15 protein-coding genes are annotated in these 12,614 nt (G+C 41.3%); 12 read left to right on the top strand and 3 right to left on the bottom strand.

Annotation, left to right across the window (positions count from 1 at the left end):
- Positions 1-15: 15 nt before the first annotated feature.
- Positions 16-588, bottom strand: a complete 573-nt coding sequence (locus FC26_RS08505) for a TetR/AcrR family transcriptional regulator (RefSeq protein WP_057779632.1) — start codon at positions 586-588, stop codon at positions 16-18.
- Between the two features lie 158 nt (positions 589-746).
- Here FC26_RS08505 and folB point away from each other — a divergent pair, with 158 nt between their 5' ends.
- The 6 genes from folB to folP are packed head-to-tail and all read left to right on the top strand — an operon-like array spanning position 747 to position 5,211.
- Positions 747-1,142 (top strand): dihydroneopterin aldolase, encoded by a 396-nt coding sequence (folB, locus tag FC26_RS08500; RefSeq protein WP_083483794.1) that lies wholly within the window; start codon positions 747-749, stop codon positions 1,140-1,142.
- 2 nt (positions 1,143-1,144) lie between these two features.
- Complete coding sequence (folK, locus tag FC26_RS08495; RefSeq protein WP_057779628.1) at positions 1,145-1,642, top strand: 2-amino-4-hydroxy-6-hydroxymethyldihydropteridine diphosphokinase; 498 nt, start codon at positions 1,145-1,147, stop codon at positions 1,640-1,642.
- Positions 1,643-2,203: a GTP cyclohydrolase I FolE gene (folE, locus tag FC26_RS08490; RefSeq protein ID WP_057779626.1), complete on the top strand. Its 561-nt coding sequence runs from the start codon at positions 1,643-1,645 to the stop codon at positions 2,201-2,203.
- Complete coding sequence (locus FC26_RS08485) at positions 2,204-3,472, top strand: bifunctional folylpolyglutamate synthase/dihydrofolate synthase (protein ID WP_057779624.1); 1,269 nt, start codon at positions 2,204-2,206, stop codon at positions 3,470-3,472.
- Positions 3,473-3,476: 4 nt separating this feature from the next.
- Positions 3,477-4,085, top strand: a complete 609-nt coding sequence (locus FC26_RS08480) for a non-canonical purine NTP pyrophosphatase (RefSeq protein ID WP_057779621.1) — start codon at positions 3,477-3,479, stop codon at positions 4,083-4,085.
- On the top strand, positions 4,075-5,211 hold the full coding sequence (folP, locus tag FC26_RS08475; RefSeq protein WP_057779619.1) for a dihydropteroate synthase: 1,137 nt from the start codon (positions 4,075-4,077) through the stop codon (positions 5,209-5,211). Before FC26_RS08480 ends, folP begins: the two co-directional genes overlap by 11 nt.
- Here the strand turns inward: folP and FC26_RS08470 are convergent.
- The gene (locus FC26_RS08470) at positions 5,208-5,540 is read right to left on the bottom strand and encodes a DUF1516 family protein (RefSeq protein ID WP_057779616.1); all 333 of its coding nucleotides are present in this window, start codon (positions 5,538-5,540) and stop codon (positions 5,208-5,210) included. The genes folP and FC26_RS08470 overlap by 4 nt on opposite strands.
- Positions 5,541-5,717: 177 nt before the next feature.
- Here FC26_RS08470 and FC26_RS08465 point away from each other — a divergent pair, with 177 nt between their 5' ends.
- The 6 genes from FC26_RS08465 to FC26_RS12770 all read left to right on the top strand — a co-directional run bounded on the left by FC26_RS08465 (position 5,718) and on the right by FC26_RS12770 (position 11,426).
- Positions 5,718-7,163, top strand: a complete 1,446-nt coding sequence (locus FC26_RS08465) for an MATE family efflux transporter (protein WP_057779614.1) — start codon at positions 5,718-5,720, stop codon at positions 7,161-7,163.
- A 70-nt stretch (positions 7,164-7,233) separates the two neighbouring features.
- Positions 7,234-7,437, top strand: a complete 204-nt coding sequence (locus FC26_RS08460) for a hypothetical protein (protein WP_057779612.1) — start codon at positions 7,234-7,236, stop codon at positions 7,435-7,437.
- Positions 7,438-7,570: 133 nt separating this feature from the next.
- Positions 7,571-8,317, top strand: coding sequence for a hypothetical protein (locus tag FC26_RS08455; protein WP_057779609.1), 747 nt, complete (start codon positions 7,571-7,573; stop codon positions 8,315-8,317).
- A gap of 87 nt (positions 8,318-8,404) precedes the next feature.
- Positions 8,405-9,235, top strand: a complete 831-nt coding sequence (locus tag FC26_RS08450) for a hypothetical protein (protein WP_057779607.1) — start codon at positions 8,405-8,407, stop codon at positions 9,233-9,235.
- A gap of 150 nt (positions 9,236-9,385) precedes the next feature.
- The gene (spxB, locus tag FC26_RS08445) at positions 9,386-11,128 is read left to right on the top strand and encodes a pyruvate oxidase (protein ID WP_057779605.1); all 1,743 of its coding nucleotides are present in this window, start codon (positions 9,386-9,388) and stop codon (positions 11,126-11,128) included.
- Positions 11,129-11,261: 133 nt separating this feature from the next.
- On the top strand, positions 11,262-11,426 hold the full coding sequence (locus FC26_RS12770) for a hypothetical protein (RefSeq protein ID WP_157061141.1): 165 nt from the start codon (positions 11,262-11,264) through the stop codon (positions 11,424-11,426).
- A gap of 35 nt (positions 11,427-11,461) precedes the next feature.
- Here the strand turns inward: FC26_RS12770 and FC26_RS08440 are convergent, their stop codons facing one another.
- On the bottom strand, positions 11,462-12,607 hold the full coding sequence (locus FC26_RS08440) for a GGDEF domain-containing protein (protein ID WP_057779603.1): 1,146 nt from the start codon (positions 12,605-12,607) through the stop codon (positions 11,462-11,464).
- Positions 12,608-12,614: the final 7 nt, after the last annotated feature.

Genomic DNA, 12,614 nt, shown 5'->3' with positions numbered 1-12,614 from the left:
TCTCCTTTAATATGCTTAAATCGATTGGTTTGGTGTAATGATCCGCTTGAGCATTTGACAGTAGCTTTTTTCAACATCGTCTTCGCTTGCTAGATCATAGAAGTTGGAGGTTTCAATGAAAACAAATCCCAGTACGGCACTGATGAGCGTCTGTGACACGGCAAACTGTTCTTCTTGTTTAAGTGTTGAGGAGGCCAGCACCTGATTGAGAAGGTCCACTAATTTTTTAGCTTCGATTGAAAACTGAGAGTTAGTGGGGAACGAATGCAGGTCATAAATAACAAGGGCTAAATTACCTTTACTTAATAGGTAGCGCCGCGCAATCGATGCGAACTGGATCAAGGCGACATTGTCTGAGAGCCCAATGATGCCATCTTTAATTTCCTGACACATCTCCCGAATGAGTCGTGCACCGATTAATGAGACGAGTTCATCGAGATTGGCGATGTAGTTGTACAACGACTGAGTCCGGATGTCGAGTTCTTTGGCCAATCGAGGTAATGTCAATGCCTTAATGCCGTCGGCTTGAATAATTTCGATGGCCTGGTTCACAACTTTGTCGAGATCCAAGTTTCTTCTTTTGGTCATATTTTCACCTCCAAATCTTCATAAAAAATAACAATTGATAATATAACACGACAAACTGTCATTTGTAAACTACAACGTGTAGAATATTTATTTTTATCTGTAGATCAATAAATTATCCTTTTGGATCAAAATTGCGCAATTGAAAGATAAAAAATGCTATGATATTACTGAAAATATCGAAGGGCGTGAGTGGGATCGGAAAAATCAGAATTAACAACATGAGTTTTCATACCTATAACGGAGTATTTGCTGAAGAAAAGAAATTAGGCCAGAAATTAGAAGTCGATGCTGAATTGACGTATCCGATTGAATTAAAAGTGGTCCATGATGATTTAAATGAGACGGTGAGTTATGCGGACGTTTATCAAACTGTGGCCGATTTTATTTTAAATAATAATTATGATTTAATCGAAAGTGTGGCTAATCAGCTGCTACAGCGATTATTAGAAGCATATCCAACGATCGAAGCCATCACGCTCCGAGTTCGAAAGTATAGCGTACCGATTGCTGGAATTTTCGACAATATTGAAATTGAAGTATCAGGGAGTCGGTAAAGATGTCAGTGGCTTATTTGAGTATGGGGTCCAACATTGGTGATCGGGCTGCACAGTTACACCAAGCAGTGGTGTTATTGAAGGCAATGCATGACATTCAGGTGGAGCAGGTGTCGAGTTTATATGAGACTGAGCCGGTGGGTGGCGTCGTTCAAGATGATTTTTTAAATATTGCGGTTAAAGTTGAAACTAGTCTGACACCACGAGCACTACTAGCGCAATTACATCAGATTGAGCAGCAATTACATCGGAAGCGGCTAGTTCATTGGGGACCACGGACGATTGACTTGGATATTATCTTTTTTGATAATCTCCACAGCGATGATCCCGTTGTGACATTGCCTCATCCAGAGGTACAGCATCGTTTATTTGTACTAGTTCCAATTAAAGAGATTTCCCGGGGGGATGCACAGATTCATGCGATCGTTAATCAAATGATTGCAACGACGGATGATAGTAATTGGGTCAGAAAATATAGAAACAGTGGAGAAAAGGCATAAATGGATAAGAAGAGAATTGAGAATGCGGTCAGTGAAATTCTGGCCGGAGTGGGCGACGATCCAACGCGTGAAGGGGTCGTTGAAACACCAGCACGGGTAGCTAAAATGTATGAAGAAATTTTTTCATCAGTTGGTAAGCCCCACTTTGAAGACTACAAGTTATTTCACATTGACGATGACCCAGAGATGGTATTAGTGCAACAGATTCCGTTTTACTCGATGTGTGAGCATCACTTATTACCATTTTTCGGAGTGGCGAATGTGGCCTATGTGCCCCAAGACGGTGTGGTTATTGGTCTAAGCAAGGTACCACGCCTGGTTGACTTTGCGGCAAGAAAACCGGGGATGCAAGAACGAATCACGGTCGATATTTTAAACGAAATGGAACGGATGCTTCATCCAGCCGGTGTGGCTGTTTCACTGAGTGCCCGGCATATGTGTATGGAGATGCGTGGGATTAATAAGTCTAATTTATATACTTACACGTCTAAATTTAGTGGTGCTTTTAAGGAAGATCGGGATTTGAAAAAGGAATTTTTACGGCAAACGGAGAGAAAGTAATTGTTAAGTTATGATGCTTTGATTCAGCAACTCAATACAGCCATGCTCGCGGGAAATAATGATCGCGTGGGACTCCTAAAACGGGTGTTAGCCCGTCTTGGTCATCCGGATCAGGATTTTAAAATTGTTCATATTGCGGGAACTAATGGTAAAGGATCGACTGGAACGTTAGTGGCGCACTTACTGCAAAATCAAGGCTATCGCGTCGGCCACTTTGCGAGCCCCGCTTTAGTTGACCAGCGTGAGCAGATTCAAATCAATGATCAGCTAATTTCACGATCAGTTTTTGTGGCAACCTATGAAAAAATTGTGCCGCAATTACCGCTGGATGTGCAACCAAGCGATCTGACCATTTTTGAGTGGTTTACACTCATTATGATTCAGGCTTTTGCTGATGCGCAGGTTGACTGGGCAGTTATTGAAGCGGGACTGGGCGGCTTGACGGATGCCACCAATGCCATTGAACCGCCATTGTTGACGATTTTTACGCATATTGATTTGGATCATACCAAAATTTTGGGAGATACAATTGCTAAAATTGCAACGAACAAAGCTCAGATCATAAAGCCACGAACAACCGTGTTTATGGCGCCTCATCAGCATGATGAAGCAATTGATATTATTCGACATACTGCGCAAGCACATCATGCGAAGGCATGTGTCGACGATACACAAATTAAAATCCAAATTATTAGTGAACAATTGACGGGATTTGATCTGGTATTGAATTCTCAGTATTTGGTACAGCAGAAAGCTCACTTATCATTAATTGGTGATTTTCAAATTGATAATTTAACAACGGTACTCATGGTTTATGATTGGCTTGTTGAGCGGCACTATGTTGATAATGTGCAGACGCTATTGCAGACGTTGGCAACAACTAAAATTGCCGGACGAATGCAGCAATTATTATCAGAACCGCCGGTGATCATCGATGGTGCACATAATCCTGATAGTACGCAGCAACTCATGCGTAGTTTGGGACATCTGTTTCCAGATCGTAAATGGATTTTTGTCATCGGCTTTTTGAAGGATAAGAACTATGCTGAGATGGTAGAAATGTATCGCAAATTCGGTGCACAGATTTTTATCACAACGCCAGCAAATCCCAAACGAGCACTCAATCAGAATCAATTAAAGCAGTTATTACCGGAAGCACAGATTGTTGCTGATGCTCGTGAGGGACTCCGTCAGGCGTTAATTGCGAGTGATGAAAAATCAGTTGTTGTGATTACAGGTTCATTTTATCTAATCAAGGAGTTGGAGTAACTGGATGAAAACTAAGCGACGATTTGTGATTGCGTCAAACAACCAAGCAAAGACGGCTGAATTAGTCACGTGCTTTGCTTATCTCGGCTACCAAGCAATCTCGTATCAACAATTGATTGGCCGCCATGAATTTCCTAGTGAAGGCACCCAAAGTTATCAAGAAAATGCTCAGGGAAAAGCGAATTTTATTGCGCGGTTGCTTCCGGATGAGTGGATCGTAGCTGATGATTCCGGAATGCTTTTGGCTGCCGATCCTGACGGGTTGGGCGTTCAAACGGCCCGCCAATTGAAGATGTATACAGATACTGAGCATCACCTGAATCAACGTATTTTAGCAATTGTGGCCAATAAAAGTCGTGAAGTCACCATGACAACGACATTGGTGCTGAGAACGCCGATTAAATCGGTGATCGGGCATGGTGAGTTCCATGGCACCATCGCAACTGAAGAACGTGGCCAAAATGGGGCCAGTTTCGATTTGATTCTGGTTCCGGACGGCATGCATCAGACATTAGCTGAATTATCTGATGCTGTAAAATTACCGTTGTTGCATCGTACAAAGGCCATTGCTGATTTGATGACTCACATGGAGGAGACGACCCATGCAAATTAATGAAATTGTAGTTAATGATACAAATAGCTTTGAAAGTCGTGTGTTGCAAGGATTAGTGCAACGACGAGCGCAGCTAATGCTTGAATTCAACCTTGTGACCGATACTCAGCATGCGGCGTTGATTGAGCTATTGGCACAGTTTGATGCTGACTTTGTCGATCAAGAGACGAGTGTTCAGGCCACGATACCATTTGCGGCGTGGGCAACCTTTGCTGACCGGTGTGCAGCAAAATTTGTGAACGATCCAGAATGTGTTCGATCGCTAACCGCGATTACGCGCAAGTATGAAGTTCATTGGCAAACAACGCGGTTTGACTTTAATATCAGTCAAAAGCCGATTATCTATGGTATTTTGAATATTACGCCAGATTCGTTTTACGATGGCGGACGCTTCCAAGATCCAGCTGCCATTGCTGATCAAATCGAGCGCATGATTGCTGCTGGCGTAACCGTTATTGAGGTTGGTGGGCAAACGACTCGACCAGGCGGCTTCGTTGAGGTAACTCCGGTCGAAGAGCTTCGCCGAATTAGTAGCACCGTCACTTTAATTCAGCAACATTACCCACAGGTGGCCGTGGCCGTTGACACCTACAAACTACCAGTTATGCAGGAAATGGTGAGAGCAGGGGTTGATATTATTAATGATGTCAACGCGTTCACTGATGTGCCTGATAAATTAGCATTGTTTGCTAATTCGAAGACCGGATTGCTAACGATGCACAGTAGTCGGGATACTGAATACGATAATTTAACTCGAGAAATGAAACGATTTTTTGAGACTAATTTATCGGCGTTGACGGCAGCTGGCATTGATCGTGAACGAATTGCACTTGATCAAGGCATTGGCTATTCGAAGGTGGCAGATGGTTATCAAGATTACGCCATGATGCGCAATATCGATCAATTTAACTACCTTGGTCGACCGATGATGGTTGCCATTTCTCGTAAGGGATTTGGGGCTAAATTGTTTGGACTAAAAAAAGATGACCGGTTACCGGTCACCTTGATTGCTGAAGCTTACATGTATTTACATGGTGGTCGTATTTTACGCGTTCATGATGTTGAAGAAACGGTTCAGCTGACTAAAATGTTAGATACAATTAACGCTGGCTATTGGCAACGTTAAAAATAATAGTTAAGTGTTAAATTAGCGATGAAGAGCAATGCAGTTGCGGTTCCGAGTGGAACGGTAATGTGTTGCTCTTGTTTTTGTGTAAAACCAGCTTCAATGAAAAATACCCAAACAATTGTCAGGAGTAGTTTGATAATCGCCATGGCAGGGGTAGCCGTCACTAAATAGAAGAAACGAGTGCCAGCGATGATGAGCAGGAGCAAATAAAGTGTGCGACTAATGACTAGCCAGGTTTTTACTTTTTTTTGTGTCTGTGCACTAAATCCCAGACAAGTAGTGAGCATGAGAATCGTACATACGGCCAGATAAATGATAATTAGCATTCAATGCATTCCAATCTAAGTGTTATTAATACCATCATTTTAGCATGCTTCTCATAATGAAAAGGGTTTTTATAAGAAATTATAAGAAATGTTACCTTTTAGCTTGTTTTTTTGCAGGGATGGTCGTAAAATGCAAAGCATTGTGCTTATTTCATAACAAACGAAGGGAGTGCCAAGATGCGAGATCTTACACAGGGAAATCCACTTAAACTAATTCTACGTTTCACTTTGCCACTTTTTATTGGGAACCTCTTTCAACAATTATATAACTTTACTGATGTTTTAATTGTTGGTCAGACATTGGGTGTTAATGCCTTAGCCGCAGTTGGATCGACAGGAAGTCTCAACTTTCTGATTATCGGATTTGCGACCGGATTAACGTCTGGATTTTCTATTGTCACTGCTCAACGATTGGGATCACGCGACTACCGCGGTGTTCGCAAGAGTTTTGCAACAAGTATCGTGATGAGTATAATTGTCACCATTATGTTAACTGCAATTAGTTTAATTTTCCTTGATCCGATCATGCATTTGATGAGCACGCCGACAGATATCTATGTTAATGCCAAAAAATTTATTTCTATTATCTTCATGGGAATTTTTGCATCAATGGCCTTTAACATGCTTTCGAACGAAATCAGAGCATTAGGTGATTCCAAGACCCCCTTATGGTTCCTGATTATTGGAACGGTGGTCAACGTTATTTTGGAACTTTTATTTATCGTAGGATTTCATTGGGGCGTTGCCGGGGCAGGCTGGGCAACGGTTATTTCACAAGTTATTTCCAGTATTTTATGTGTGATCTATATTTCAAAACGAATTCCACTGTTACAGGTTCATGCGGCTGATTTTAAGGGCGTCTTCAAAGAAATTGGCACCCATGCACGAATTGGTCTGCCAATGGCCTTCCAGTCTTCGATTATTGCGGTCGGGAGCATTTTCATGCAGTCGGCTTTAAACGGGCTTGGAACGACCTCAGTGGCGGCTACAACGTCGGCCACTAAGATCGACCAATTAGCGAGCCTACCAATGATGTCATTTGGAATTACAATGGCCACCTTCACGGCGCAAAATATTGGTGCTGGGATGTATGCGCGTATTATTAAGGGCGTACGCCAATCGTTAATGGCTTCAGTGACGTTCAGTATTATTGTTGGCGGATTGATCATCTTATTTGGTCAAAACTTAGTTATGCTGTTTATTGGTAATCAATCGCCAGCAGTTTTAAAACTAACGCAGATTTACTTTAATATCGTTGGTAGTTCGTACTGGATTTTGGCGATCCTATTCATTATTCGTTATACCTTACAGGGCTTGGGCCAAAGTGTGGTACCAACCATTGCTGGAACCGCCGAGTTAGTAATGCGCTCGTTTGCAGCCCTGGTGTTAGCAGCTAACTTTGGGTATGCGGGGGCTTGCTTTGCCAATCCATTGGCTTGGGTGGGGTCTGTCTTAGTATTAACGGGCTCTTATATGGCAGCGATCAAGCATTTGAAGAAGCTGGAACGGATGAAGTCAATTGTTGAAGGCAGTGCTAACAGTGATGAGAAGGAACATATTAGCCAAATTATGAATGGTGAATTACGAGCAGTTTCTGGTCAACGTAAAAAAGTATTTGCATAATACTTAAGTTGATTGCATATTGTGACATTATTTGTTAATATAACATGATTAATTCTATGAGGTGAATTGAATGACTGAATTTGAGATTGGCGACAAAGTTAAATGCAAAAAGTTTGGCTCACTCGAGCATGATTTTGCTGGAGAAGTTGAAAAGGTTTATGAGAATTCTGTTTTGGTAGCAATCAAAGAATTCGATAAGCAGGATTCATTAACAGTGACTGAACTCAATCAACGTGCAATCGTGCGTAAATCAGAAGCTAAAAAAACAGCTTAATATAAATCAAGCAGAAGCATCGTCAGAAACTATGATGATGTTTTTTTGTGGGAATAAATTGGAAAAACTGGCTTATGAATGGGCTTTCGCAGTATACTGAAGGTAGTAATTATCGAGGGAGTTGATCCGTTTTATGGAAAACAATTATGCGCTAGTAAGTAGTAATTATCGTTACGGAATTAACCTAAATCAGATTTTGACTAATCATCTTCAAGAACATGGTCAGGTAAATGACCAAGGAAAACTCATTATAGATCGTCAAACCTTCACCGATGATGTCCAAACTGATTTAACCTTTGCACTTTTTGGAGAACCAGAAAAAGTTAAGGATACCTTGATGAAATTTGCGGAAGATGGATCGTTAGCTAATAGCAGTGTGATTGGCGTAACGAGTCTGAAAACGATGAATTTAAACAGTGATGATAAAACAGACCTTGAAAACATTTTGGACGATCATGAAAATGATATTGCGAGACGGCGGCGGTTGCATCAAATTATTACTCGTGACAGTGATGATCAAGCAGTATACGAAGCTTTAGTATTTAACGAACAGCAGTTTGAACGACCCGTTGATCAGCAGAGCCTAGCGTTGGCAATGACCAAGATTCAAGCGTACATCCAAACCGCTTTGACGCATGGAGATCAGGGAATGATTGATAAGTATCGCCGGGACGCGCAACCATTTTTGAGTGATCTGGATGAGTACACGAAAAAGGATTATCAGAATCAGGCTAAGCGATATAAGGCCATTATTAGTTTAGATGCCGTGGAACGTACGCGATTAAATAGTTTGGAACAAAAATTATATGATCAACATGAATTTCGTTCACAATTATCAAATGAGCGCAATCCACAGGCTTTTGAACTGCTGCACTTTTAAGGGGATGACGCTCATGAAATTTGTGAGCGTTTTTTCGAGAACTATTAGTAATGAAAGACTAGATCAATGAAGAAATGAGATTTGAAAATGACAATGACACCGCAAACCGGTAAATTATTAATGCTTTTCGTGAACCTCGTATTTTTAATCTGGGCGTACCGTATTTTAATGAGCCAGTATAAGGATGAATCACAGTATCAGGGATCAATGGGAATGCTATATAAGTATTTTAGAGAAATGCAAGATGCTGTGAATCGAACAGGTGAAGGCAATCGCCAGTTAATGAAAATGGGTTTGAATTTTATTGGTGTTCCGTTAGCATACACATTATTTTCAAATTGGATTGAGCAGCGGTCATTGACATCAAGCTTGTGGAGTATTTTTGGTAATCTCCTGATTTTGATTCTATTTGGGTTGCTGTTTATTTTTTCGTATCGAATGATTCGATTGAACGAGTTTTATCCGGATCGGTGGGGACAAAAACGAAGCTGGTTCAAAAAGTTGGGACGTAACGCTGGTGAGTTGGTGGCCTCTAAAAACATATTTAGTGACTGGGAGCAAACTGTCGCAACGCTGGCCAACGAGGCAGATGAACATCCTTATGGAGCTAGTCATGACTGGAAGATTAAACAACAGATTCAGCAATTAACGAGTGCTGGTTTGACGCAACGTACGGAAATTGCGCAAGTGATTGATTTGCAACAGCACTTGAGTTCGCCAGTTGAGTATTCTCAAGAGGAACGCATGATGTTAGCGCTGTATTTTAACCAAGTCGATGAAATGATCGACGTGATGGCGGAAATGTATGACGCTAAATCGGATGAGGAAAAGCACCAAGAATATTTATCGAGCAAACACACGCAGCAGGTGACGTTTATTTTAATTGCAGTGTGTGTGTTACTACCATCATTTTTGTAAAACGTGTTATGCTACCGTTGTTAGGAGATTAATAATGGCGAGCAGAGATTAATTTTTTAACAAAAAGAAACCGTTTTAGTTGCTTATTTTTAGTAAGTGATATAAAGTAGACCATGTTAAATGATTGTATTTCTAGAGGAGGACGTTAAAATGTCAAAAATTAATGCAGCAGATGCAATGATTAAGGTATTAGAAGACTGGCATGTCGATCATCTATTTGGATTGCCAGGAGGTTCCTTTGATTCGACCATGAATGCACTTCACAATCGGAAGAGTACGATGAAATATATTCAGGTTCGCCATGAAGAAACAGGGGCCATTGCGGCAGCCGGTGAAGCTAAATTAACTGGTAAAATTGGGGTAACATTTGGATCCGCAGGCCCTGGTGCGGTTCATCTTCTGAATGGTCTTTACGATGCTAAACATGACCATGCGCCAGTGCTAGCCTTGGTAGCACAGGTACCAACGAGTGCTATGAACACTGACTTTTTCCAAGAATTAAATGAAAATCCAATTTTTGCGGATGTTTCAGTTTACAATCGAACGGTAATGACTGCCGAACAATTGCCAGCGGTAGTTGACCAAGCAATTCGACAAGCTTACGAGCATTCAGGCGTGGCAGTTGTTACGATTCCCAAAGACCTTGGTTGGGCAGAAATTGAAGATAACTATGTTTCAACTGCAGATAATTATGTGGTTACTGATAATTATCCCCTTCCAGATCAAACAGCCGTTGATAAGGCGGTTGAAATTTTAACGAACGCTAAACGTCCACTCATTTACTTTGGATTAGGTGCCAAAAAAGCCGCCAAAGAGTTGAAACAACTATCTGATCAGTTGAAAATTCCATTGATGTCATCTGCTCTCGCAAAGGGTGTCATCACCGATGCTGATGAAGCTTACATGGGGAGTGCCGGTCGTGTAGCAACTAAGCCGGGGGTTGATGCAGCAAGTAACGCTGACGCCATTCTATTTGTGGGTAGTAATTTCCCATTTGCCTCGTTTTTCTTTAATCCAGCCGCAAAATTTATCCAAGTGGATGTTAAACCAACTAATATTGGTAAACGGCATCATGTCGATGTTGGTCTTTTGGCAGATGCCAAAACAGCTCTGCAGGCATTTATCGATCGTTCAAGTGCAGTGGAAAGTCGCGCGTATTACGATGCTTTGGTGGCAGACAAGAAGAATTGGTTGGAGTGGCTTAAAAAATTTGTGAACGAGGATCAGACGCCATTGCGGGTGGATACGGTCTTTGAACAAATTAATCAAATTGCCAAAGATGATGCGGTATTCGCACTAGATGTTGGTAATGTCACGATCGATGGTGTTCGTCTTCTTAAAATGAAGCCAACGCAAAAGATTACAACATCGGGCTGGTACGCAACGATGGGATATGCATTGCCAACGGCGATTGCGGCCCAAGCATCTTATCCAGACCGTCAAGTATTTTCAATCAGTGGTGACGGTGGTTTTACGATGGTCATGCACGATATTTTAACGCAAGTTAAGTATCGTCAGCCGATTATTAACGTCGTTTTGACAAATGAATCGCTTGGATTTATTGAGGCAGAACAAGATGATACAGGTCAGCCCCATTCTGGTGTTGACTTAATTGATGCGAACTTCGGTGATGCGGCTACAGCTTTAGGGGCCAAAGGATATGAAGTTAAGACATTGGCTGAATTAAAGGCCGCTTTTAAGGATGCTCAAACCGTGAACGGACCGACTGTCATTGATGTAAAAATTTCAGATGATCGTCCATTACCGGTTGAACAACTTGTATTGGAAGCTGATGGAAATCATACTCAAGCGGATGTTGATGCATTTGTGAAGCAGTATCACGCAGATGGATTGATTCCATTTAGTCAGTTACTTAACCAATTTAATGCGTAATTATTTGAGAAGATGGATACTATTATCCATCTTCTTTTTTTAGGTGATGATATTTCTTGCAATCGCTTTCAATTGGCGGTAATCTCATATTAAGAAGAAAACTTAAGGGCATACGATAATTGGAGGAATGAATATGAAATTACCAATGAAAAAAGTTTGGCATCCAGGAAAGTATGAAGTCGATGTTGAATTGCGGCGACCAACCAAAAAAGAAATTATTATTTCCTGTATTGGCTGGGCGGGAATGATTGCCGCCATAGCGGGTGTTATTGTGCATAAAAAATATTGTCAAAAATAGATAAAACAAAAAGTGCTCCTCACACAGAGCACTTTTTATTTGGGCGTATTCATTGGTGGACGGACACAGATCGTATTACGTCCGCGATGTTTTGATTGGTACAATCGTTCATCCGCGCGACTATAAATGTCCATATAATTACGATCATCTGGTAATACGTGATCCTGACCAAGTGAAATCGTGATATTAAATTTTTGATCCGGTGGCACCGTGAATTTCAACTGGCTCAGTTCATCTCGGACTAGGTTCGCAATTTGGGTGGGGTGTTCAGTTACTCGAGCGGTGTCGAATAAAATAAAACTAAATTCCTCACCGCCAGTTCGGTAGGTCTTAAAGTGGTAGGGAAGCTGTGCCAAAATATCATTTAGACGGGCCGAAACCTGTTCGAGCACTTGATTACCAACGAGATGACCATACTGGTCGTTGATTTGTTTAAAGTGATCAATATCAAATGTATATAAAGAATAATTAAGCGGATCGGTTAGGTGACTGTAGGCGGATAAAAGGTCTTCGTTGAAAACGCGAAAATTATTTAGGTGTGTTAATTTATCGGTTCGCGCTTCACGAAGGAGGACTGCTTGCCGAATGTGCTGTCGTTTAACCAAGTAATGGATCTCCCACAGTAACCAACAGATCAATAACGTGATTATGAGCTCCCATGGCCAACCAACATCGATGCCACGAAGTGAAATAAAATTTGCCCATAAAAATGGAGTCACGAAAAGTAGGCAAAATGGATAGTAAAGTGTTCGGTAAGTGCCAATTGTGATGCCGAATCGCTGGGCCAACCACATCATAATGAGCGTAACGACATAGAACAGGGCTGAATTGGAGACATTTGGTAGCCACCAGTACCAACTTAAGGTTACAACCGATAAGGAATAGAAAAGCGCCTGTTTACGTGATGAGAGTAGGGCGTATAGCACGGTTGCAATTTGAAAATTAATATAGGTCCATCCAAAACCGGTATTATTATGGTTTTGAATGATGCTGAGTTCAGAGGCGGAGTGAAACAAAATCAAAAATGCAATGGTGATGCTGACAAGGTAAGATGTGCGTAACTTTTGATGAATGTTATTGGTAAACTTTGTGTTTTGAAGCCAATTGTAGAGGAGTGCGTAACCTACCAGTAAGAGTAGATTCGTAATAAAAGTAACAATCCTAATTTCCCACAGAAGCATTTAGTTC

This window comes from Paucilactobacillus vaccinostercus DSM 20634 (genome assembly GCF_001436295.1).
Lineage (GTDB): Bacteria > Bacillota > Bacilli > Lactobacillales > Lactobacillaceae > Paucilactobacillus > Paucilactobacillus vaccinostercus.
This window is presented reverse-complemented; position numbering and strand designations above follow the sequence as displayed.